The organism is Blastococcus sp. TF02A-26, from assembly GCF_003319125.1.
Classification (GTDB): domain Bacteria; phylum Actinomycetota; class Actinomycetes; order Mycobacteriales; family Geodermatophilaceae; genus Trujillonella.
On sequence record NZ_QOHG01000004.1, the window covers coordinates 113,251 to 136,363 of the forward strand.

19 protein-coding genes are annotated in these 23,113 nt (G+C 74.8%); 1 reads left to right on the forward strand and 18 read right to left on the reverse strand.

Annotated elements, in window-relative coordinates:
- Positions 1 to 73: 73 nt before the first annotated feature.
- From DQ240_RS05925 to DQ240_RS05995, 15 genes are all read right to left on the reverse strand, one after another.
- Entirely contained in the window at positions 74 to 1,564 is a 1,491-nt protein-coding gene (locus DQ240_RS05925) for a glutamate synthase subunit beta (RefSeq protein WP_113838695.1), read from the reverse strand.
- A 44-nt stretch (positions 1,565 to 1,608) separates the two neighbouring features.
- Positions 1,609 to 6,273, reverse strand: a complete 4,665-nt coding sequence (gltB, locus tag DQ240_RS05930) for a glutamate synthase large subunit (protein WP_113838696.1) — start codon at positions 6,271 to 6,273, stop codon at positions 1,609 to 1,611.
- Between the two features lie 307 nt (positions 6,274 to 6,580).
- Positions 6,581 to 7,558, reverse strand: a complete 978-nt coding sequence (gene lgt, locus DQ240_RS05935) for a prolipoprotein diacylglyceryl transferase (protein ID WP_113838697.1) — start codon at positions 7,556 to 7,558, stop codon at positions 6,581 to 6,583.
- Positions 7,555 to 8,370, reverse strand: coding sequence for a tryptophan synthase subunit alpha (trpA, locus tag DQ240_RS05940; protein ID WP_113838698.1), 816 nt, complete (start codon positions 8,368 to 8,370; stop codon positions 7,555 to 7,557). Before trpA ends, lgt begins: the two co-directional genes overlap by 4 nt.
- Positions 8,367 to 9,716: a tryptophan synthase subunit beta gene (trpB, locus tag DQ240_RS05945; protein WP_113838699.1), complete on the reverse strand. Its 1,350-nt coding sequence runs from the start codon at positions 9,714 to 9,716 to the stop codon at positions 8,367 to 8,369. The genes trpA and trpB overlap by 4 nt, the downstream gene beginning before the upstream one ends.
- A 106-nt stretch (positions 9,717 to 9,822) precedes the next feature.
- Positions 9,823 to 10,632 (reverse strand): indole-3-glycerol phosphate synthase TrpC, encoded by an 810-nt coding sequence (gene trpC / locus DQ240_RS05950; protein WP_113838700.1) that lies wholly within the window; start codon positions 10,630 to 10,632, stop codon positions 9,823 to 9,825.
- Positions 10,633 to 10,758: 126 nt separating this feature from the next.
- Positions 10,759 to 11,409 carry a Trp biosynthesis-associated membrane protein gene (locus DQ240_RS05955; RefSeq protein ID WP_113838701.1) on the reverse strand — a complete coding sequence of 217 codons (651 nt, stop codon included), beginning with the start codon at positions 11,407 to 11,409 and terminating at the stop codon, positions 10,759 to 10,761.
- Entirely contained in the window at positions 11,406 to 12,944 is a 1,539-nt protein-coding gene (locus DQ240_RS05960) for an anthranilate synthase component I (protein WP_233498534.1), read from the reverse strand. Before DQ240_RS05960 ends, DQ240_RS05955 begins: the two co-directional genes overlap by 4 nt.
- The gene (gene hisI, locus DQ240_RS05965; RefSeq protein WP_113838703.1) at positions 12,941 to 13,315 is read right to left on the reverse strand and encodes a phosphoribosyl-AMP cyclohydrolase; all 375 of its coding nucleotides are present in this window, start codon (positions 13,313 to 13,315) and stop codon (positions 12,941 to 12,943) included. The genes DQ240_RS05960 and hisI overlap by 4 nt, the downstream gene beginning before the upstream one ends.
- Positions 13,316 to 13,358: 43 nt before the next feature.
- Complete coding sequence (locus DQ240_RS05970; protein ID WP_113838704.1) at positions 13,359 to 14,066, reverse strand: hypothetical protein; 708 nt, start codon at positions 14,064 to 14,066, stop codon at positions 13,359 to 13,361.
- The gene (locus DQ240_RS05975) at positions 14,063 to 15,715 is read right to left on the reverse strand and encodes an FAD-binding dehydrogenase (protein WP_113838705.1); all 1,653 of its coding nucleotides are present in this window, start codon (positions 15,713 to 15,715) and stop codon (positions 14,063 to 14,065) included. Before DQ240_RS05975 ends, DQ240_RS05970 begins: the two co-directional genes overlap by 4 nt.
- A 9-nt stretch (positions 15,716 to 15,724) precedes the next feature.
- Positions 15,725 to 16,216 (reverse strand): hypothetical protein, encoded by a 492-nt coding sequence (locus DQ240_RS05980; protein WP_147261943.1) that lies wholly within the window; start codon positions 16,214 to 16,216, stop codon positions 15,725 to 15,727.
- Between the two features lie 32 nt (positions 16,217 to 16,248).
- On the reverse strand, positions 16,249 to 16,695 hold the full coding sequence (locus DQ240_RS05985; protein ID WP_147261944.1) for a hypothetical protein: 447 nt from the start codon (positions 16,693 to 16,695) through the stop codon (positions 16,249 to 16,251).
- Positions 16,696 to 16,720: 25 nt separating this feature from the next.
- On the reverse strand, positions 16,721 to 18,544 hold the full coding sequence (locus DQ240_RS05990) for an ABC transporter ATP-binding protein (RefSeq protein WP_113838708.1): 1,824 nt from the start codon (positions 18,542 to 18,544) through the stop codon (positions 16,721 to 16,723).
- A 76-nt stretch (positions 18,545 to 18,620) separates the two neighbouring features.
- Positions 18,621 to 20,396, reverse strand: a complete 1,776-nt coding sequence (locus DQ240_RS05995) for an ABC transporter ATP-binding protein (protein WP_233498535.1) — start codon at positions 20,394 to 20,396, stop codon at positions 18,621 to 18,623.
- A 115-nt stretch (positions 20,397 to 20,511) separates the two neighbouring features.
- Here DQ240_RS05995 and DQ240_RS06000 point away from each other — a divergent pair, with 115 nt between their 5' ends.
- A complete protein-coding gene (locus tag DQ240_RS06000) occupies positions 20,512 to 21,114 on the forward strand; it encodes a TIGR03085 family metal-binding protein (protein WP_233498536.1) in 603 nt (200 codons plus the stop codon).
- Positions 21,115 to 21,156: 42 nt separating this feature from the next.
- On the opposite strand, the gene hisF is transcribed toward DQ240_RS06000, so the two are convergent.
- From hisF to priA, 3 genes are read right to left on the reverse strand one after another with little or no spacing between them, the layout of a single operon-like run.
- On the reverse strand, positions 21,157 to 21,951 hold the full coding sequence (gene hisF, locus DQ240_RS06005) for an imidazole glycerol phosphate synthase subunit HisF (RefSeq protein WP_113838710.1): 795 nt from the start codon (positions 21,949 to 21,951) through the stop codon (positions 21,157 to 21,159).
- Positions 21,948 to 22,340 (reverse strand): RidA family protein, encoded by a 393-nt coding sequence (locus DQ240_RS06010; RefSeq protein ID WP_113838711.1) that lies wholly within the window; start codon positions 22,338 to 22,340, stop codon positions 21,948 to 21,950. The genes hisF and DQ240_RS06010 overlap by 4 nt, the downstream gene beginning before the upstream one ends.
- Positions 22,337 to 23,068 carry a bifunctional 1-(5-phosphoribosyl)-5-((5-phosphoribosylamino)methylideneamino)imidazole-4-carboxamide isomerase/phosphoribosylanthranilate isomerase PriA gene (priA, locus tag DQ240_RS06015; RefSeq protein ID WP_113838712.1) on the reverse strand — a complete coding sequence of 244 codons (732 nt, stop codon included), beginning with the start codon at positions 23,066 to 23,068 and terminating at the stop codon, positions 22,337 to 22,339. Before priA ends, DQ240_RS06010 begins: the two co-directional genes overlap by 4 nt.
- Between the last annotated feature and the right edge of the window lie 45 nt (positions 23,069 to 23,113).

Sequence of the window (23,113 nt, forward strand, 5' to 3'; positions counted from 1 at the left end):
CGTGTCCCCCACGCCCGGCCCCCGTGCAGGGGCCCGCGCCGAGCTGGCGAGGCGTGGGGGGCACGGGGGTCCTTCATCGGAGCGCGACCGCCGTGGGCGTGACCGGCCGCGGCAGCTCGGACTCGCCACCGGTGAGCCACGCGTCGACCGCGCCGGCGGCCGAGCGGCCCTCGGCGATGGCCCACACGATGAGCGACTGGCCGCGGCCGATGTCGCCGGCGACGAAGACGCCGGGCACGGTGGACATGAAGTCCCCGTCGCGGGCGACGTTGCCCCGGCCGTCGACCTCGACGCCCAGGCCGTCGACCAGACCCTCGCGCTGCGCGCCGGTGAAGCCCATGGCCAGGAACACCAGGTCGGCGGGGAGCTCGCGCTCGGTGCCCTCGATCTTCGTGAACCGGCCGTCGACCCGCTCCACCTCGTGCAGCAGCAGCGCGCGCACGTTGCCCTGCCCGTCGTCGAGGAAGCGCTCGGTGTTCACGCTGAACAGCCGCTCGCCGCCCTCCTCGTGGGCGCTCGAGACGCGCATGACCATCGGGTAGGTCGGCCAGGGGTTGTCCTGGGCCCGGCTGCCGGGGGGCGCCGGCATGATCTCCAGCTGGGTGACCGAGGCCGCGCCCTGGCGGTGGGCCGTGCCGAGGCAGTCGGCGCCGGTGTCGCCGCCGCCGATGATCACGACGTGCTTGCCGCGGGCGTCGATCGGTGGGTGGTCGAGCTCGCCGAGGGCCTGCCGGTTGCCGTACGGCAGGTACTCCATGGCCAGGTGGATGCCGGCGAGCTCGCGCCCCGGGGCGGGCAGGTCGCGGCCGACGGTCGCGCCGCCGGCCAGGACGACGGCGTCGAAGTCGCCGCGCAGTTGGTCGACGCTCAGGTCGTCGGCCCCGCTGCCGCCGACGTCCACCCCGGTGACGAAGCGGGTGCCCTCGGCGCGCATCTGGTCCAGCCGCCGGTCCAGGACGGCCTTCTCCATCTTGAACTCGGGGATGCCGTAGCGGAGCAGGCCGCCGATGCGGTCGGCCCGCTCGAACACGGTGACCTCGTGCCCGGCGCGGGTCAGCTGCTGGGCGGCGGCCAGCCCGGCCGGGCCGGAGCCGACGACGGCGACCTTCTTGCCGGTGCGCTCCTGCGCCGGCTGCGGGGTGACCAGGTCCCGCTGGAACGCCTGGTCGATGATCTCCCACTCGATCTGCTTGATCGTGACCGGCGACTCCTGCAGGTTCAGGACGCAGGAGCCCTCGCACGGCGCCGGGCACAGCTTCCCGGTGAACTCCGGGAAGTTGTTGGTGGCGTGCAGCCGCTCGATCGCGTCGGTCCAGTCGTCCCGGCGGGCGAGGTCGTTCCACTCCGGGATCAGGTTGCCCAGCGGACAGCCGTGGTGGCAGAACGGGATCCCGCAGTCCATGCAGCGGGCGGCCTGCTGGCGCACCGCGGCCACCGGGAAGACCTCGTCCTCGCCGGTCTCGCGGGTGAGGTAGACGTCCTTCCAGTCCAGGATGCGGACGTCGACCGGCCGGCGGGGCGGCAGGGCGCGGTCGTACTTGAGGAACCCCGTGGAGTCAGCCACGGTCGGCCTCCCTTCGAGCGGTGGTGGGTGCGGGGCGGGTGCGGTCAGCCACGAGCGGCCTCCATGACGGCGCGGTCGACGTCCGTACCGGCGGCCTCGGCGGCCCGGCGGGCGTCCAGGGCCCGGCGGTAGTCGCGCGGCATGATCACGCTGAACCGCTCGGACCAGCGGCCCCAGTCGGCGAGCAGCGCGGCGGCGACCGTGGACTCCGTGTCGGCCTGGTAGCGGACGAGCACGTCGCGCAGCCAGGCCGCGGACTCGCCGTCGAGCGGGTCGACGTCGACCATCTCGCCGTTGACCCGGTGCCGGGCCAGGTCGAGCACGTAGGCGACACCGCCGGACATGCCCGCGGCGATGTTGCGCCCGGTGGCACCGAGGATGACCGCGCGGCCGCCGGTCATGTACTCCAGCGCGTGGTCGCCGACGCCCTCGACGACGGCCAGCGCCCCGGAGTTGCGGACGCAGAACCGCTCACCGACCCGACCGCGCAGGAAGATCTCCCCCGCGGTCGCGCCGTAGCCGATGACGTTGCCGGCGATGACGTTGTCCTCGGCGGCGAAGGTCGCCTCGCGGGCCGGGCGGACGACGATGCGCCCGCCGGACAGGCCCTTGCCGACGTAGTCGTTGGCGTCGCCGAACAGCCGCATCGTGATGCCCCGGGGGACGAACGCGCCGAACGACTGGCCGGCCGACCCGCTGAAGGTGAGGTCGATCGTCCCCTCGGGCAGGCCCTCGCCGCCGAAGCGCCGGGTGACCATCGCGCCGAGCATCGTGCCGACGGTGCGGTTGACGTTGCGCACCGGCAGCTCCAGGCGCACCGGCCGCGCGTCGAGCAGCGCGCCCTCGCACAACTGGATCAGCGTCTGGTCCAGCGCCACGTCCAGGCCGTGGTCCTGGTCGCGCACCTTGCGCCGCGGCGTGCCCTCGGGCAGCTCGGGCACGGCCAGCAGCTTGGACAGGTCCAGGCCCTGCGCCTTCCAGTGGCCGACCGCCTTGCGGGTGTCGAGCACCTCGACGCGGCCGATCGCCTCGTCCAGGCTCCGGAAGCCCAGCTCGGCCAGGTAGCGGCGGACCTCCTCGGCGATGAACTCGAAGAAGGTGACGACGAACTCCGGGCGCCCGGTGAAGCGCTTCCGCAGCTCCGGGTTCTGGGTGGCGACGCCGACCGGGCAGGTGTCGAGGTGGCAGACCCGCATCATGATGCAGCCGGAGACCACCAGCGGCGCCGTCGCGAAGCCGAACTCCTCGGCACCGAGCAGCGCGCCGATGACGACGTCGCGACCGGTCTTGAGCTGGCCGTCGACCTGCACGGTGATCCGGTCGCGCAGCCCGTTCGCCAGCAGCGTCTGCTGGGTCTCGGCCAGGCCGAGCTCCCACGGCGAGCCGGCGTGCTTGAGCGAGGTCAGCGGCGCGGCACCGGTGCCGCCGTCGTGCCCGGAGATCAGGACGACGTCGGAGTGCGCCTTGCTGACACCGGCCGCGACGGTGCCGACGCCGACCTCGGCGACCAGCTTGACGTGGACCCGCGCCTGGTCGTTGGCGTTCTTCAGGTCGTGGATGAGCTGCTTGAGGTCCTCGATCGAGTAGATGTCGTGGTGCGGCGGCGGGCTGATCAGCCCCACGCCCGGCGTCGAGTGCCGGGTGCGCGCCACCCACGGGTACACCTTCTGCCCGGGCAGCTGGCCGCCCTCGCCGGGCTTGGCGCCCTGGGCCATCTTGATCTGGATGTCGTCGGCGTTGACCAGGTACTCGCTGGTGACCCCGAAGCGGCCGCTGGCGACCTGCTTGATGGCCGAGCGGCGCAGGTCGCCGTTCGGGTCGGGGACGAAGCGCGCCGGGTCCTCGCCGCCCTCACCGGTGTTGGACTTGCCGCCCAGCCGGTTCATGGCGATCGCGAGCGTCTCGTGCGCCTCCTGCGAGATGGAGCCGTAGCTCATCGCGCCGGTCTGGAAGCGCTTCACGATCTCGCTGACCGGCTCGACCTCGTCCAGCGGGACGGGTGGGCGGACCCCGGTCTTGAGCTCGAACAGGCCGCGCAGGGTCGCCGCGTCCCGGGAGAGCTGGTCGACCTCCTTGGTGTACCGCTCGAAGACGTCGTACTGCCGGGCGCGGGTCGAGTGCTGGAGCAGGAACACCGTCTCGGGGTTGAACAGGTGCACCTCGCCCTCGCGGCGCCACTGGTAGTCGCCACCGGTCTCCAGCCGGCGGTGGGCCCGCTCGGTCGGGTTGGCCGGGTACGCGCGCCGGTGCCGCATCGCGACCTCCTCGGCGAGGACGTCCATGCCGACGCCGCCGAGGGGGCAGGAGGTGCCGGTGAAGTACTCGTCGACGACGTCCTCGGCCAGGCCGACGGCCTCGAAGATCTGCGCCATCGTGTAGGAGCCGACGGTGCTGATGCCCATCTTGCTCATGACCTTGAGGACGCCCTTGCCCAGCGCCTTGACGGTGTTGCGCACCGCCTGCGCCGGCTCCACGCCGGTCAGCACGCCGTCGCGGATCAGGTCCTCGATCGACTCGAACGCCAGGTACGGGTTGACCGCCGCCGCGCCGTAACCCAGCAGCAGCGCGACGTGGTGCACCTCGCGGCAGTCGCCGGACTCGACGACGAGGCCGACCTCCATGCGGGTCCGCTCGCGCACCAGGTGGTGGTGGACGGCGGCCGTCATGAGCAGCGACGGGATCGGCGCACGGTTCTCGTCGCAGTCGCGGTCGGACAGCACGATGATCCGGGCACCGGCGGCGATGGCCTTGCTGGCCTTGGTGCGCAGCTCCTCGACCGCCTTGGCCAGGGCCTGTCCCCCGCCGTTGACGTCGAAGTGACCGGTGATCCGGACGGCGGCGTAGCCGGGCAGGTCGCCGTCGTCGTCGATGTGCAGGATCTTGGCGAGCTCGTCGTTGTCGATCACCGGGAACGGCAGGAAGACCTGCCGGCAGGACGCCGGGGTGGCGTTGAGCAGGTTCTGCTCCGGACCGAAGGTCCGCCCGAGGCTGGTCACCAGCTCCTCGCGGATGGCGTCCAGCGGCGGGTTGGTCACCTGGGCGAACAGCTGCCCGAAGTAGTCGTAGAGCAGCCGCGAGCGGTCCGACAGCGCCGCCACCGGGGTGTCGGTGCCCATCGAGCCGATCGGCTCGGCACCGGACGACGCCATCGGGGTGAGCAGGACGCGCAGGTCCTCCTCGGTGTACCCGAACAGCTGCTGGCGGCGGACGACGGACTCGTGGCTGGGCCGCGAGCGGCGCCGCTCCGGCAGCTGGGGCAGGTGCACCAGGCCGGCGTGCAGCCAGTCGTCGTAGGGGTTCTCGGCCGCGAGGGCGCCCTTGACCTCCTCGTCGGACAGGATCCGCCCGGCGGCGGTGTCGACGAGGAACATCCGGCCCGGCTGCAGCCGGCCCTTGGCGACGACCTCGGCGTCGGGGATCTCCAGGACGCCGACCTCGCTGGCCAGCACGACCCAGTCGTCCTTGGTGTGCCACCAGCGGCCGGGGCGCAGGCCGTTGCGGTCGAGGACCGCGCCGATCAGCGTGCCGTCGGTGAAGGCGACCGCGGCGGGGCCGTCCCACGGCTCCATGATCGAGGAGTGGAACCGGTAGAAGGCCCGGCGGGCCGGGTCCATCTCCGCGTGGTTCTCCCAGGCCTCCGGAATCATCATGAGCACCGCGTGCGGCAGCGAGCGGCCGGACAGGTGCAGCAGCTCGAGCACCTCGTCGAAGGTGGCCGAGTCGCTGAAGTCGCTGGCGGTGACCGGGAAGATCCGCTCCAGGCCGAGCTCGCTGGCCGGGCCGGCCGGACCGTCGAACATCTGCGTCTCGAGCTTGGCCTCGCGGGCCCGCATGCGGTTGCGGTTGCCCTTGATCGTGTTGATCTCGCCGTTGTGGGCGATGAGCCGGAACGGGTGGGCCAGCGGCCAGCTCGGGAAGGTGTTGGTCGAGAACCGGCTGTGCACCAGCGCGATCGCCGACTCGTACCGCTCGTCGCGCAGGTCGGGGAAGAACGCGGGCAACTGGTCGGTGGTCAGCATGCCCTTGTAGGTGATCGTGCGCGACGACAGCGAGACGACGTACAGGGAGCTGCCGGCCTCGCTGGCCTCCCGCTCGGCGCGCTTGCGCAGCACGAACGAGCGCCGCTCCAGCCGGCTGACGCCGTTGCACACCGTGTTGCCGCCGAAGGCGGTCGCGTCGGCGCGGGCGCCCATCGTCTCGGCGACGAAGACCTGCGCGAAGTGCGGCATGACCGCGCGGGCGGTGGGGCCGAGGTCCGCGCCGTCGGGGTCGACCGGGACCTCGCGCCAGCCGAGGACGGTCAGCCCCTCCTCGGCGGCGATGCGGGCGACGTCCTCGACGCGCGCGGCGCGCTCGGTCTCGTCGACCGGCATGAAGGCGATGCCGACGGCGTACTCGCCCACGGGCGGCAGGTCGAAGTCCACGCTGGCCCGCAGGAGGGCGTCGGGGACCTGCGTGAGGATGCCGGCGCCGTCACCGCTGTTGGGCTCGGAGCCGGCGGCGCCGCGGTGGTCCAGGTTGTGCAGCGCGGTGAGGCCCGCGGCGACCAGCGCGCGGCTGGGCCGCCCCTGCACGTCGGCGACGAACGCCACGCCACAGGCGTCGGTGTCGTTCGCGGGGTCGTACAGCCCGGCGGCCGGCGGGACGGCCGAGAAGGGGACGGCGGAGGGGGTGGGCCGCGCGGTGCGAGGTGAGGTGGACCCGGTCATGTCACTCCCGTCGTCGGCGTTTTCGCGCGCGCTCGCGAGGAGGCACGCAGCGGGGCGGAGGCCCGGCCGGTGGTGGTCAGAGGGGGCGGTGTGCGAAGGCGCTGCGGGCGGGCGGCCGGCGCGGGGACGTGCCCGGACCGGTCAGGTCGAGAGTCCCACGGATGGTGCCGGGGGGCCGTCGTCCGCGGGGCGACGCTGGCCCGGTCCGACACGTGCGATCCGCCGGGATCACCGGCGGGTCCGAGGGAAGGGTACACAGCCGTAACACGTGGTTTTCCCGGGTGAACGGGCGGCCGTACCCCCGTGTTCAGGAACCGTTCGCCGGGCGGTGATCGTCGTCACCGGCGCGGTCGGCGGCCTCGGCGTCCGCGCTGGTCACGGGCACGGCAGCGGTACCGGCCGGCCGCTGGCCCGGCCGGGTGTCACCATCGTCACCCCGCCGGTCGAGCACCTCTCGCGGCCGGCCGCGCAGCACGACCATGTAGGCGACGGCGGCCAGCCCGACGACCAGGCAGGTGAAGACGTTGAGCCGGACGCCGAAGAACTCGTTCGCCGGGTCGGTGCGCAGCAGCTCGATCCACAGCCGGCCGGTGCAGTACAGCGCGACGTACAGGGCGAAGGCGCGCCCGTGCCCGAGCCGGAAGCGCCGGTCGGCCCAGACGACGACCGCGGCGGCGGCCAGGTTCCACAGCAGCTCGTAGAGGAACGTCGGGTGGAACGTCGCGACGTCGAGGTACTCCAGCGGCCGGTGCTCCCGGTCGATCTCGAGCGCCCACGGCAGGTCGCTCGGTCCGCCGAAGAGCTCCTGGTTGAACCAGTTGCCCAGCCGGCCGACCGCCTGGGCGACCAGCAGGCCCGGCGCGATCGCGTCGGCGAACGCCGGCAGCGGGATGCCCATCCGGCGGCAGGCGATCCAGGCGCCCACGCCCCCGAAGGCGATCGCGCCCCAGATGCCGAGCCCGCCCTCCCAGATGGCGAAGGCCTTGAGGGGGTCCCCGCCCTCGCCGAAGTACGGCTGCGGTGTGGTGAGCACGTGGTAGATCCGGCCGCCGACGATGCCGAAGGGCACGGCCCAGACGGCGATGTCGAGGACCTCGCCGGGGCGACCGCCACGGGCCACCCAGCGCTTCTCGGAGATCCAGCAGGCGAGGACGATCCCGGCGATGATCGCCAGCGCGTAGGCGCGGATCGGCACGGGGCCGAGCTCCCAGACGCCCTCGCTCGGGCTCGGGATGCTGGCGAGCGCGGCTCCGCCTCCGGACGCGCTCGCGAGCTCGCCCGTCATGCCGGCGCCCCGGCCCGCTGCCGGACCCCGCGGGCCAGGTCCTCGGACAGCCCGCGGACGCCGTCGGGACCGCGGCCCTCGAGCAGCGTGCGCACGTAGGCCGACCCGACGATGACGCCGTCGGCGAACCCGGCCACCTCGGCGGCCTGCTCGCCGTCGGAGACCCCGAGCCCCACGCAGACCGGGAGGTCGGTGCCGACGTCGGCGATCGCCTGACGGGTCCGGGCGACCAGCGACTCGGCGGCGTCGCCGACCGTGGCCCGGGTGCCGGTCACGCCCATCGTGGAGGCGGCGTAGACGAACCCCCGGCTGGCCGCGACGGTGGAGCGCAGCCGCGCCGGAGTGGACGACGGGGCGACCAGGAAGACCCGGTCCAGCCCGGCGGCGTCGGAGGCGGCGATCCAGGCGCCCGCCTCGTCCGGGATGAGGTCGGGGGTGATGGCCCCCGCTCCCCCGGCCGCGGCCAGGTCGGCGGCGAACCGGTCGACGCCGTAGCGCTCGACCGGATTCCAGTAGCTCATGACGACCGGGACGGCACCGGCGGCGGCGACGGCCTCGGCCGCGCGCAGCACGTCGCGCATCCCGACCCCGGCGCGGACGGCGACGTCCACGGCCTCCTGGATGACCGGGCCGTCCATGCCCGGGTCGCTATAGGGGACGCCGATCTCGACGACGTCGGCCCCACCCTCGACCGCCGCCACCATCGCCGCGATCGAGGCGTCGACGTCCGGGTAGCCGACCGGCAGGTAGGCGATCAGCGCCGCCCGCCCCTCGGCCCGCGCGGCGGAGATCCGCTGCTGCAGCGCGCTCATGCCTGCTCCCCCGCGTCCTGGCCGGCGACGGCCTCGTCGTTGCTGACGGCGCCCTCGGTGGGCTGCTGGTCGGTGTCCAGGCCCGGCCCGGGGTCGACCTCCTCGCGGTCGCCGAGCCCGAACCAGGTCGACGCGGTCTCGACGTCCTTGTCGCCGCGGCCGGAGAGGTTGACCAGCAGCAGGGCGTCCGGGCCCACCTCCCGGCCCAGCCGCATCGCGCCGGCCAGGGCGTGCGCCGACTCGATCGCCGGGATGATCCCCTCGGTCCGGCACAGCAGCGCGAAGGCCTCCATGGCCTCGGCGTCGGTCACCGGGCGGTACTCGGCCCGGCCGATGTCGTGCAGGTAGGAGTGCTCGGGGCCGACGCCGGGGTAGTCGAGGCCGGCGCTGATCGAGTGCGACTCGATCGTCTGCCCGTTGTCGTCCTGCAGCAGGTAGGAGCGGGCACCGTGCAGCACCCCGGGCGACCCGCCGGTGATCGTGGCCGCGTGCCGGCCGGTCTCCACGCCGTCGCCGGCGGCCTCCAGCCCGACCAGCCGGACGCCCTCGTCGGGGACGAACGCGGTGAAGATGCCGATCGCGTTGGAGCCGCCGCCCACGCAGGCCAGGACGGCGTCGGGCAGCCGGCCCTCCCGCTCGAGCAGCTGGGCGCGGGCCTCGTCGCCGATGACCCGCTGGAAGTCGCGGACCATGGCCGGGAACGGGTGCGGCCCGGCGACGGTGCCGAACACGTAGTTCGTCGTCTCCACGTTGGTCACCCAGTCGCGGAACGCCTCGTTGATCGCGTCCTTGAGGGTGCGCGAGCCGGTGGTGACCGGGATGACCTCGGCGCCGAGCAGCCGCATGCGGGCCACGTTGAGCGCCTGGCGGCGGGTGTCCTCCTCGCCCATGTAGACGGTGCAGGACAGCCCCATGAGCGCCGCCGCGGTCGCCGTGGCGACGCCGTGCTGGCCGGCACCGGTCTCGGCGATCACCCGGCTCTTGCCGATCCGCTTGGTGAGCAGCGCCTGGCCCAGCACGTTGTTGATCTTGTGTGAGCCGGTGTGGTTGAGGTCCTCGCGCTTGAGCAGCACCCGGGCGCCACCGCAGTGCTCGGCGAACCTCGACACCTCGGTGATCGGGCTGGGCCGGCCGGTGTAGTCGCGCTGCAGCGCGGCGAACTCCTCGAGAAAGGCCGGGTCGACCTTCATGGCCTCGTAGGCCTCGGTCAGCTCGTCGAGCGCGGCGATCAGCGCCTCGGGGACGAAGCGACCGCCGAAGACGCCGAAGTGGCCCGTGGCGTCCGGCCAGGTCGGCGCCGCCGGAGCGGGTCGCGACTCGGGCGGGCGTACGGGACTGGTGGTCATGCGCCCAGTGTCCCGCGTCCGGCGGCTGACATGGCGCAGGGGTACGGCGTGGCCCTCCTGCAGGGGCCCGCGAGCTCGCGAGTGGCGGGGGCAGGAGGGTCCTTCTTCAGCGGCTGGGGCGCGGGGTGGCCGGGTGCGACCCGGCGACGACCAGGTCCGCGACCGCCTGACGGGCGTCGCCGGCGGTCACCAGCCCCTCGCCGACGAGGACGGCGTCGGCGCCGGCCGCGGCGTAGGAGATGAGGTCGTGCGGGCCGCGGACGCCGGACTCGGCGACCTTGACCACGGTCGAGGGCAACCCGGGGGCGATCCGCTCGAAGGTGGAGCGGTCGACCTGCAGCGTGGTCAGGTCACGGGCGTTGACGCCGATGACCGACGCCCCCGCGTCCAGCGCCCGGTCGGCCTCGGCCTCGGTGTGCACCTCGACCAGCGCGGTCATGCCGAGGGACTCGACCCGCTCCAGCAGACCGAGGAGGACGTTCTGCTCCAGGGCGGCGACGATGAGCAGGACGACGTCGGCGCCGTGCGCCCGCGCCTCGTGCACCTGGTAGCTGCTGACGACGAAGTCCTTGCACAGCACCGGGACGTCGACCGCGGCCCGGACGGCGGCGAGGTCGGCGTGGCTGCCGCCGAAGCGACGGCGCTCGGTGAGCACGCTGATGACCCGGGCGCCGCCGGCCGCGTACTGCGTCGCCAGCACCGCGGGGTCGGGGATCTCGGCGAGCGCGCCCTTGGACGGGCTCTGCCGCTTGACCTCCGCGATGACCCCGACGCCGGGGGCGCGCAGCGCGGCCTGGGCGTCGAGGGCGGGGCGGGTGTCACGGGCGGCGGCCATGACCTCCGCGAGCGGGGTCGCTGCCTCGCGTGCGGCCAGTTCCTCCCGCACGCCGGCGACGATCTCGTCGAGGACGTTCACGACCCCTCCTCCGTGATGGACGTCGAAGCTCGGCCACGAGGGTCGGACGCTCGCAGGCGACGCAGATCACGCGTGTACGCCCTGGTCCGGGGTACTCCGGCCCCTTCTCCCCGTGGTGGACCCACTCTAGAGGCGGTCTCCGACGCCTCCCGGCGGGGGTGCCGTCGGGTCCGCCGGAGGGTCGGCCGTCGGGTCGGCCGTGGGGTCCTCGCCACGGTCCAGGGCCCGCCACGCGTCCAGGGCCCGGTCCTCCCGGGTGCCGGCCGCGGCCGGCGCAGCGGTCGCCGTCCGCTCGTAGCGGCGGCCCATGCCCTGCCACCCCGCGCCCCGGAGGACGGCCAGGCCCCCGGCCGCGGCGCCCAGCACCCCGGCCAGGACGGCCAGCACCGGCCAGGCGACCGACCGGCTGATGGTCAGTGCGGTCGCGGCGGCGGCCGTGCCGTCGGAGAGGTCGGCCAGCCCCGGGTCGTGGAGCAGCGCCCGCAGCCCCGACCACAGCAGCGTGCCACCGCCGACGCACGCGAGCAGGCCCACCAGCTGCCGGCCCCGCCCGCGGACGGCGATCACCGCCACCGCCGCGGCCAGGAGCAGCAGCCCGCAGGCCGGCACCAGCGCGGCGAGGTCGGTGCCGGTCAGCTCCTCGGCGATCGGCGGCAGCGGCGCCTGCCGGGTCACCGTGGCGGTGGCCCAGGTCTGCCCGCCGGCCGAGAGCGCGAGCCCCCCGGCGACGGCGAGCCCGGCGACGGCCGCGCCGAGCTCGCGCCGCGAGCCGGTCATGCCAGCTCCCGCATCCCCTCGGCGGCCGCGATCGCCGAGAGCACCGCCCGCGCCTTGTGCCGCGTCTCGGCCTCCTCGGTGGCCGGGTCGCTGTCGGCCACGATCCCGGCGCCGGCCTGCACGTACGCCCGGCCCTGGTGCAGCACCGCCGTCCGGATCGCGATGGCCATGTCCAGGTCGCCACTGGCGTCGACGTAGCCGACGGTGCCGGCGTAGAGCGCCCGCCGGGTCGGCTCCAGCGACTCGATGATCTCCATCGCCCGCGGTTTCGGGGCGCCGGACACCGTGCCGGCCGGGAAGGTCGCGTCGAAGACGTCCAGCGCGTCCCACTCCGGGGCGACCTCGCCGGCCACGGTGGAGACCAGGTGCATGACGTGGCTGTAGTACTCGATCCGCATGAAGTCGGGCACCTCGACCGTGCCCGGCACGCACACCCGGCCGAGGTCGTTGCGGGCGAGGTCGACCAGCATCACGTGCTCGGCGCGCTCCTTGGGGTCGGCGAGCAACCCCTCGGCGAGGCGGGCTTCCTCCTCCGGCGTCGCGCCGCGGGGGCGAGTACCGGCCGGCGGGTGCACGACCGCGGAGCGGCCGGTCACGGTCACCAGCGCCTCCGGCGAGGAGCCGACCACGTCGAAGGGCGTCTCCCGGCCGGCGAAGCGCAGCAGGTACATGTAGGGCGACGGGTTGGTCGCGCGCAGCACCCGGTAGAGGTCGAGCGCGTCGACCTCGGTGGCGACCTCGAACCGCTGGGCGAGGACCACCTGGAAGGCGTCCCCGGCACGGATGTGCTCGCGGACGCGTTCCACGCCGTCCTCGAACACCCCGGGTGCCATGTTGCTCGTGACCGGCGGCGGGTCGGCCGGGGTGAACGCCGCCAGGCCCGCCGGCGCCCCCTTCGCCAGCGCCGCGGCCATGTCGTCGATCCGGGCGACCGCGTCGTCCCAGGCGGCGCCGGGGTCGTCGGAGGCGAACGCGTTGGCGATGAGCAGCACGCTGCCCTCGGTGTGGTCGACCACGGCCAGGTCGGTGACCAGCAGCATGCCGAGCTCGGGCATGCCCATGTCGTCGGTGGCCAGCTGCGGCAGCCGCTCCAGCCGCCGGACGACGTCGTACCCGAGGTAGCCCACGAGACCGCCGGTCAGCGGCGGCAGCCCCTCGGTGCGCGGGGTGCGCAGCCGCCGGGCCAGCGTGCGGACGGCGGCCAGCGGGTCGGCCGGCAGGTCGTCGGTGAGCCCGGGCAGCGGGTCGCCGAGCCACTGGCTGGCGCCGTCGCGCTCGGTGAGCACCCCGGCGCTGCGGACCCCGACGAAGCTGTACCGCGCCCACTGCCGGCCCTGCTCGGCCGACTCGAGCAGCACCGTGCCGGGGCGGTCGCCGGCGAGGGTGCGGTGGATGCCGACGGCGGTCAGGCCGTCGGCCAGCAGCCGGCGCACCACCGGCACCATCGCCCGGCCGCCGCCTGCGCCGTCGAGCGCGGTGAAGTCCTCGCGGCTCGGGTAGGTCTCCCCCAGCCGCATCGCCCGTCCTCCGGTCACGACGGACTCCCCACGGTGGTCGGGAGGCCGCGGAAGAAGCAGCTGCGCTCGCCGGTGTGGCAGGCGGCGCCCTCCTGGTCCACGAGGACGAGCAGCGCGTCGCCGTCGCAGTCGACGCGGACGTCGCGCACCCACTGGCGGTTCCCGGACGTCTCGCCCTTGACCCAGTACTCCTGGCGGCTGCGCGACCAGTACGTCGCCCGGCCGGTGGTGAGGGTGCGGTGCAGCGCCTCGTCGTCCATCCACGCCACCATCAGCACCTCGCCGCTGTCGTGCTGCTGCACGACGGCGACCACGAGACCGGCCGGGTCGCGGCGCAGCAGCGCGGCGACAGCCGGGTCGAGAGCGGGAGCGGGCGGGACGGCGGTCATGCCCCGATCCTCCCCCGGCGACCGGCGGCGCAGGACACCGGCGTCAGCGCGACGCGGTGGCGAACCACTCCCGGGACGAGCGGGCGACCAGCAGGCCCATGCCGACGGCCGGTCCGGCGGCGAAGACCAGGGCGCAGAACACCAGGAGCGGAACGGCGTCGTCGGCTTCGGGGACGTCCCCGAGCAGCCCGACGATGCGGACCACCCAGTAGAGGGCGAGCAGAAGCTGCGCCCCGAGGGCGACCAGCAGGGCCCACCAGGTGCCGCGGTCCCGGCGGTTGAGCGCCAGGACACCCGCGACGAGCAGGGCGACCACCGAGGCGAACTGCAGCCAGGCCAGCACCTGCGCCTCGTCGGCGATGTCGGCGGCCCGGGGGTCGACGTAGGCGTCGGTGTCCAGCTCGATGCCGAGGACGACCGAGGCGAACAGCAGCAGGTACGCCGAGGTGAAGGCGACCAGCGCGGCCTGGACCAGGGCCAGCACCGCGGCCGTGATGACCTGGCCGGGGCGCCGGGGACCACGCGGCGGCGGGGCCGGCCAGCCGCCCGGGGCGCCGTACGCCGGTGGCGGGGGCCAGCCGTACCCGGGCTGGCCGTAGCCGGGCTGGCCGTACCCGGGCTGGCCGTAGCCGGGCTGGCCGTAGCCCGGCACCGGGTACGGGGCGGTGCCGTACGCCGGCGGCCCGCTGTACGGGGCGCCCTGCTCGGTGGGGCTGTCGGGGTCGGACCAGGGGTCGCGCGGTGCGGTCACAGGTCCGCGGCCAGCGCCCGGCCCGCCGTCCGCCCGGAGAACAGGCAGCCGCCGAGGAAGGTGCCCTCGAGCGACCGGTAACCGTGCATCCCGCCGCCGCCGAAACCGGCCACCTCACCGGCGGCGTACAGGCCGGGGAACGGGTCCCCGCCGGGCCGCAGGACCCGGCCGGAGAGGTCGGTCTCCAGGCCGCCGAGGGTCTTGCGGGTGAGCAGGTTGAGGCGGACGGCGATGAGCGGTCCGGCCTCGGGGTCCAGCAGCCGGTGCGGGGGCGCGACGCGGATCAGCTTGTCGCCGAGGTAGGTCCGGGCGCCGCGGATGGCGGTCATCTGCAGGTCCTTGGTGAAGGGGTGGGCGACCTCGCGGTCGCGCGCCACGACCTCCTCCTCGACCCGGGCCAGCGGCACCTCGGGCTCCCCGCCGGTGATCCGGTTCATCCCGGCGACCAGCTCGGGCAGCGTGCGGGCGACGACGAAGTCCTCACCGCGGTCGAGGAAGGCCTGCACCGGGCCGGAGACGCCGGACTTCACGCGGTTGAGCAGGAGCTTGACGTCCTTGCCGGTGAGATCCGGGTTCTGCTCGGAGCCCGACAGCGCGAACTCCTTCTCGACGATCTTCTCGGTGGCGACGAACCAGGTGTGCTCGTGTCCGGTCTGCCCGATGTGGGCGAGCGTGCCGAGGGTGTCGAAGCCGGGGAACAGCGGCACCGGCAGCCGCTTGCCGGTGGCGTCGAGCCACAGCGACGAGGGGCCGGGCAGGATCCGGATGCCGTGCCGGGCCCAGACCGGCGAGTGGTTGGCGATGCCCTCGGTGTAGTGCCACATGCGGTCGCGGTTGATCAGGTTCGCCCCGGCGGCCTCGGTCGCCTCGAGCATGTGCCCGTCGACGTGCGCGGGGACGCCGGAGAGCAGCCGCCGCGGCGCCGGCCCGAGCCGCTCGGGCCAGTTGCGGCGGACCAGCTCGTGGTTGCCACCGATCCCGCCCGAGGTGACGACGACGGCCTGGGCGCTCAGCTCGAAGGGCTCCAGCTCGGTCCGGGAGCTGGCCTCGCCGCGGGCGACGTCGCTGGGCTCGAGCACCGCGCCGCGCACGCCGGTCACCGCGCCGCCGCTGACGACCAGCTCGCCGACCCGGTGCCGGAAACGGAGCTGGACCAGGCCGCGGTCGACGGCCTCGCGCACCCGCCGCGCGAACGGCTCGACGATGCCGGGACCGGTGCCCCAGACGATGTGGAACCGCGGCACCGAGTTGCCGTGCCCGGTGGCGGTGTAGCCGCCGCGCTCGGCCCACCCGACGACCGGGAAGAAGCCGACGCCCTGCGAGCGCAGCCAGGCGCGCTTCTCCCCCGCGGCGAACTGCAGGTAGGCCTCGGCCCACTGGCGCGGCCAGTGGTCCTCGGCGCGGTCGAAGGCGGCGGTGCCGAACCAGTCCTGGCGGGCCAGTTCGAGCGAGTCGTGCACGCGCAGCCGGCGCTGCTCCGGGGAGTCGACGAGGAACAGGCCGCCGAACGACCACCAGGCCTGCCCGCCGAACGAGGCCTCGGGCTCCTGGTCCAGCAGCACGACCCGCTTGCCCGCGTCGGCGAGCTCCGCGGTCGCCACCAGGCCGGCGAGCCCGGCCCCCACCACCACGACGTCTGTGTCGGTCACAGGGGCACGCTAACCGGCGCGGCCGCTCCGACGGGCGCGCACCGGGGGAAGCTTAGCGCGCCGAAGCGCCGTCCACTCCCGGACCGTGCGGTGCGTCGCGAGCGCCAGGCACCCGACCGGGCCGACCAGCATCGCCAGCGTCCACCACACCACCTGGCTCGTCCCTCCCAGCGACCCGGACCGGAGCAGGAGGAGGAGCAGGAAGGCCAGCGGCACGCTGCTGGCCAGCGCCAGGACCACCCAGCCGCGCGCCCGGCCCTGCCAGACCAGGGCCGCGCCGGTCAGCGCCCATGCGGCCAGCGCGGCCGCGACGAGCACGTACCAGTACAGGCCGGGGTCGGGCTCCCACAGCAGCCAGCCGACGTAGAGGTCCTCGGCGGCCACCAGGACGGCGAAGAGCACCACGAACGGCGCCAGGTCCGGTCGCTGCCGCACCGCCGTCCGCCCCGCCTGCGGCAGGACGGGCGCGGCGCGCGGGGAGCGTCGGCGGGCGGGCGGCACGACCGGCAGCGTAGGACGACGGGCCGGCGCGGTCAGCCGGTGGCGCGCGCCCGCCCCGGCCGGGCGGCCAGCCACCGCCGGGTCGGCGGAGCGGCGGCGAACCCCGCCGCGAGCAGCGGGAAGAGCACGAGGAGGACCGGGCCGGCGCCCACCGCGTCGCCCTCGTCCTCGGCCGCGGAGTAGACGGCCCACAGCAGAGCCGCCGAGGGCAGGACCGCGAGCACCAGGGGCAGCCACCCCCGCCGCAGGACCAGCCACATGGCGGCGGCCAGCTGCACGACCGGCGCCAGGAAGACGATCCACACCCAGGGCTCCCGGGCGCTGTCGGAGCTCAGCCCGCCCACCGCGAACAGCAGCACCGCCATGAGCAGCAGCGGGATCACCGCGACTCCTCCGCAGACGACCGCGGTCAGCGCCGTCCACGGCATCCGCCCACCGCCCCAGCCGGGCAGGGACGCGGCGGCGCTGCGAGACGGCACGGGTCGGAGGTTAGCGGCGCCCGGCTCAGCCGACCGGCTCGGTCTGCCCGGTCGAAGAGCGGCGCCAGGAGGCGTGCAGGCGGGCGTAGGGGCCCTCGACCGCGACCAGCTCGTCGTGGCTGCCGCGCTGGACGACCCGGCCGGCGTCGACGACGAGCACCTCGTCGGCCCGCTCGGCGGTGGAGAGCCGGTGGGCGATGGTCAGGGTGGTCCGGCCGCTGGTCAGCCGGTCCAGCGCCTCGGTGAGCCGTCGCTCGGTCGCCGGGTCGACCGCGCTGGTCGCCTCGTCGAGCACCAGCAGGTCCGGGTCGGCGACGTAGGCCCGCGCGATGGCGACCAGCTGCCGCTCGCCGGCCGACAGCGACTCCCCGCGCTGCCCGACCGGTGTGGCGACCCCGTCGGGGAGGCCGGCCAGCCAGTCGCCGAGGCCCAGCTCGGTGAAGGCGGCGACCACCTCGTCGTCGGTCAGCCCGGGCCGGCCGTAGCGGACGTTGGCCGCGACGCTCGCGTCGAACAGGTAGCCGTCCTGCGGGACCATCACCACGCGGGAGCGGAGCGAGGCGAAGGCCACCTCGTCCAGGGGCACCCAGCCGCCGTCGGCGGACCCGAGGGACAGCCGCCCCTCGGTGGGGTCCATGAGCCGCGTGACGAGCTTGGCGAACGTCGTCTTCCCGGAGCCGGTCTCCCCCACGATCGCCACCCGCCGCCGGAGCGCGATCTCCAGGTCCACGCCGGTGAGCGCCGGTCGGGCGTCGGGGGCGTAGCGGAAGCCGACCCGCTCGAAGCGGACCCCGAGCGGCCCGTCGGGCAGGGTGCGCCCGCCGCCGTCCTGGGCGGGGTCCCGGACGTCGGGCTCGGTGTCGAGGATGTCGAGCACCCGCTTGAACCCGGCGACGGCGTTCTGCGCCTCGTTGAGCACCTCGCTGGCGGTCTGCACCGGCGCGACGAACAGCGACACGAGGAAGAGGAAGGCGATCAGGGTGCCGGCCGTGATGTCGCCGGCGAGGCCGAGCAGCACGCCGACGACGATCACCGCGGCGTTGGCCACCGAGGCGATGAACTCGCCGCTGACGAAGACCGCCGCCGTCGTCTTCTGCGCCTCCACCTGCGATCGGTAGTGCCGGCCGATCGCCGAGTCGATGCGGGCGGCGGTGCGCTCGCGCACGCCGTAGGCGCGGACCGTCGAGGCGCCGACGACGGACTCGGAGACCGCGGCCAGCACGTCGCCGACCCGCTCCCGGACCACGCCGTAGACGACGGCCAGCCTGCGGGCGAAGAACCGCACGGCGTAGCCCAGCGGGACGAAGCAGGCGAGCACCAGCAGGGTCAGCTGCCACGAGTACACGAACATCACGACGGTCGCGACGAGCAGCTGGCCGAGGCTCACCACGCCGAGCACGCCGCCCCACTGCATGAACGTCGACAGCTGGTCGACGTCGCTGGTGACGCGGGAGACCAGCGAGCCGCGCCGCTGGCCCTGCTGGTGCAGCACCGACAGGTCGTGCACGTGCCGGAAGGCGCGGGTGCGCAGCCCGGCCAGCGCCGTCTCGGTGGTGCGGAACAGCCGCACGTTCATCCGGTACACCGCGACGCCGGTCAGCAGGACGACGACCGCGCAGATCGCGACCAGGTTCCGCACCAGGTCCATGTCGGGGCCGCCCGGAGCGGCCAGCCCGCGGTCGATGACCTGCTGGACGGCGATCGGCACGACCACCCGGCCCGCGGTCGCGACGAGCGCGAGGGCGAACGTCACCGGCAGTCCGCGGCGGAACTCCGGCATCATCCGCAGCCCGCGGCGCAGGGTGGCGATCGCGCCCTCGCGGCGGTCCTCGATCTCGGCGGTCGTCATGATGCCCCTCGTTCGCTCCCGCGGGGCGCTCCGCTCCTCGCTCGTCCCTCGCTGCGATGCTCACGCCCCTGTCCGCTCACGCCGCCACCTCGTCCTGCGCGTACGCCCGCACCAGGGCCGCGTAGCCGGGCACCTCGGCGAGCAGCTCCTCGTGGCTGCCGCGGGCCAGGACCCGCCCGCCCTCCAGCCAGACGACCTCGTCGGCCAGGGCGATCGTCGCCTGGCGGTAGGCGACCACCACCACGGTGGCCGGCGGGTCGGTGTCGCGCAGGGCGTCGAGGATGCGCGCCTCCACGGAGGGGTCCACGGCGCTGGTGGCGTCGTCCATCACGAGCAGCCGGGGCCGGCGGATGACGGCGCGGGCCAGCGCGATCCGCTGCCGCTGACCGCCGGAGAGGCTGGCCCCGCGCTCGCCGACCCGGGTGTCCAGGCCCTCGGGCAGCCGGTCGACGAAGTCGTCGGCGGCCGCGGTGCGCAGGGCGGCGCGCACCTCGTCGTCGGAGAAGTCCCCGCCGAGGGTCACGTTGCCGCGGACGGTGTCGTCGAAGAGAAAGGTGCCCTGCGCGACGAACGCGGCCTGCCCGCTGAGCTCGCCCTCGCGGAGCCGGCGCAGGTCGATCCCGTCGAGCAGGACGGTGCCGTCGGCCGGGTCGACCAGCCGCACCAGCAGCCCGGCGAGGGTCGACTTGCCCGACCCGGTGGGGCCGACGACGGCGACGGTGCTGCCGGCGGGGACGTCGAAGGTGATGTCCGACAGCGTCGGGCGGCCGGCGCCGTCGAAGGAGTAGCCGACGCCGTCCAGGGCGAGGCCGGCCCCGCCGGCGCGGACCGCGGCCGCCTCGGCGCCGTAGGGGGTCTCCCCGGTCGCCGACAGCACGGGCGTGACCCGGTCGAAGCCGGCCAGGGCCCGCGGCAGGTCGGCCAGCACCCAGCCGATGGCGCGGATCGGCAGCGCGAGCAGCGTGAACAGGTAGGCGATGGAGACCAGCTCGCCGGCGTCGGTCGCGCCGTCGGCGACCCGCCCGGCGCCGACCAGCAGGACGGCGAGCGTGCCGAGGTTGGGCAGCGCCTCCATCAGCGGGTCGAACAGGCCGCGGACCCGGCCGACGGCGACCAGCCCGTCGCGCAGCTCGGTGGCCCGGTCGGCGAAGCGCTCGGTCTCGACGTCCTCGCGGCCGAGGGTCTTCACGACCAGGGCGGCGTCGAAGCTCTCGTGGGCGACCTCGCTGACCTCGGCGCGCAGCTGCTGGGCCCGCTGCATCCGCGGGCTCATCACCTGCGAGTAGACGACGTTGACCACGAAGACGGCGGGGAAGACGACCAGCCCGATCACGGCCAGCAGGGGGTCGGTGAGCACCAGCGCGGCGACGGTGATCGCGATCATGACCAGCGCGCCGACGGCGAACGGCAGCGGCGCGACGAAGAACCAGGCCGCCTCGACGTCGGAGTTGGCGTTGGAGAGCAGCTGGCCGGTGGGGTGCCGCTGGTGCCAGGCCAGCGGCAGTCGCAGGTACTGGCCGGTCACCCGGCGGCGGTACTCGGCCTGCAGCCGGTAGCCCATGATCCCGGCGAACAGCCGGCGGCCGAGGATGCCGACGATCTTGAGCAGCGCCACCCCGAGGACCGCCACCGCCGCCAGCGTCAGGGCCGCGGCCGTGGTGGAGCCCTCGTCGAAGGCCGGCAGGACGACGCGGTCGGTGATCTCGCCGATCACGTAGGCGCTGGCCACCGTCATGGCGCCGTAGAGGCTGCTCGCGGCGACGGCGAGGGTGAACATGCCCGGCTGCTCGCGGACGGCGAGGCCGATGTGGCGGAGGCCGCGCCGCACCACGGCGTCTCGGCGGCGGGACAACGGCACTCCTCGAGGTTGTTCAGCGGCGACACTCGCGCGTCTCCTTAGGCACGCTAACCGCACAACGCCGGACCGGCCGCTGCATTCCGGGGGCGGGCCTGGTAGACCTCGCGCCGTGACGTCCTCCCCCGCGTCGCTCGCCGCCCGCGAGCGCGCCGCCCTGGCCGATCTGCTGGAGACCCTCGGGCCCGACGCGCCGACCTGCTGCGAGGGGTGGACGACCGGGCACCTCGCCGCGCACCTCGTGGTCCGCGACCACCGGCCCGACGCCGGGCCGGGCTACGCGCTCGAGACGCTCCCGATCGGGCGGGGGCTGCACGCGCACTCCGCGCGGCTGGAGGAGCGGATGCGCACCTCCACCCCGTTCGCCGAGGTGGTCGACCGGGTGCGTGCCGGCGCGCCGCGGTGGAGCCCCATGGGCTGGCCGGTGGTCGGGGACCTGGTCAACGCCGGGGAGTTCGCCATCCACCACGAGGACGTGCGCCGGGCCCAGCCGGAGTGGGAGCCGCGCGAGCTCTCCCGCGCCGACCGCGACCAGCTCTGGCGGACCGCGACCCTGTTCGCCCGCCGGGTCGGTGGCGCGACCCTGCGCCGGACCGACGTCCCGGGCGTGGAGAAGCGCGTCGGCAGGGGCGGGCCGACGCTCGAGGGCGAGCCGATGGAGTTGCTGCTGTGGACCAGCGGCCGCCGGGGCGTCGCCCGCGTCGAGGTCAGCTGAACGGAGTCGCTCGAGCGCAGCTCCTGCGCTCGAGCGACTCCGCTACGGCAGGGGGTGGTCGGACTCGGCGCGGATCGGGACGCCGGAGCCGGCCAGCGCGGCCTTGACCTCGCCGATCCGCATCTTCCCGAAGTGGAAGACGCTCGCGGCCAGGACGGCGTCGGCGCCGGCCTCGACGGCGGGGGCGAAGTGCGACACCTCGCCCGCTCCCCCGCTGGCGATCACCGGCACGGTCACCTCGCGGCGGACGGCCCGGATCAGCTCCAGGTCGAAGCCGGCCAGGGTCCCGTCGGCGTCCATGGAGTTGAGCAGGACCTCGCCGACCCCGAGCTCGGCGGCCTGCGCGACCCACTCGACGGCGTCGCGGCCGGTGCCCCGCCGCCCGCCGTGCGTGGTGATCTCGAAGCCCGAGTCGGTGACCGCGCCGTCCCGGCAGCGGCGGGCGTCGAGGGACAGCACGAGCACCTGGTTGCCGAACCGGTCGGCGATCTCGCTGATCAGCTCCGGCCGGGCGACCGCCGCGGTGTTGACGGCGACCTTGTCCGCGCCGTTGCGCAGCAGCCGGTCGACGTCGTCGGCGCTGCGCACTCCCCCGCCGACGGTGAGCGGGATGAACACGCTCTCCGCCGTGCGCCGGACGACGTCGTAGGTGGTCTCGCGGTCCCCGGAGCTGGCGGTGATGTCGAGGAAGGTCAGCTCGTCGGCGCCCTCGGCGTCGTAGACGCGGGCCATCTCCACCGGGTCACCGGCGTCGCGCAGGTCGACGAAGTTGACGCCCTTGACCACCCGGCCGGCGTCGACGTCCAGGCAGGGGATCACGCGGACGGCGAGGCTCACGCTGCCGGCTCCCGCACCGCGTCGGCCTCGATCTCGACCAGCAGGTCCGGGTCGATCAGCGCCGACACCTCGACCATCGTGGCGGCCGGCCGGATGTCGCCGAAGAACTCGCCGTGCACCCGCCCGACCTCCTCCCAGCGCCCGATGTCGGTCACGTAGATCCGGGTCCGGACGACGTCGGCGAGGGTGAACCCGGCCCGCTCCAGCGACCGCTCGATCGTGGTCAGGACCTGGCGGGTCTGCGCCGCGGCGTCTCCCGGGTGGGCGACCGCGCCGTCGACCGTCGACGTCGTCCCGCTGATCCAGGCGGTGTCGCCGCGGACGACGATCCGGCTGTAGCCGACCACCGGCTCCCAGGGGTTCGCCGACCCCAGGTTGAGGACCGTCACGCCAGCTCCTCGGTCACCCGCAGCGCCTCGGGGAGGGTGAACGCACCCGCGTACAGCGCCTTGCCGACGATGGCGCCCTCGACCCCGATCGCGGCCAGCCCGGCCAGCGCCCGGATGTCGTCCAGCGAGCTGACCCCGCCGGAGGCGATCACCGGCTTCGGGGTGGCGGCGCAGACCTCGCGCAGCAGGTCGAGGTTCGGCCCGCGCAGGGTGCCGTCCTTGGTGATGTCGGTGACCACGTAGCGGGCGCAGCCCTCGGCGTCGAGCCGGGCGAGCGTCTCGTACAGCTCGCCGCCCTCGCGGGTCCAGCCGCGGGCGGCCAGCCGGGTGCCCCGGACGTCGAGGCCGACGGCGATGCGGTCACCGTGCTCGGCGATGGCCCGGGCACACCACTCGGGCGACTCGAGCGCGGCGGTGCCCAGGTTGACCCGGCGGCAGCCGGTGGCCAGCGCGGCGGCCAGGGACTCGTCGTCCCGGATGCCGCCGGAGAGCTCCACGTCGACGTCGAGCTCGCCGACCACGCGGGCGAGCAGCTCGCGGTTGCTGCCCCGGCCGAAGGCGGCGTCGAGGTCGACGAGGTGGACCCACTCGGCACCGTCGCGCTGCCACTGCATCGCCGCCTCGAGCGGGTCGCCGTAGGAGGTCTCGCTCCCGGCCTCCCCCTGCACCAGGCGGACGGCCTGACCGTCGGCGACGTCGACGGCGGGGAGCAGCTGCAGCTTCGGCACGGCGCACAGCCTAGGAGCGGCGGCCTGCACCCCCTGCGGCAGGCT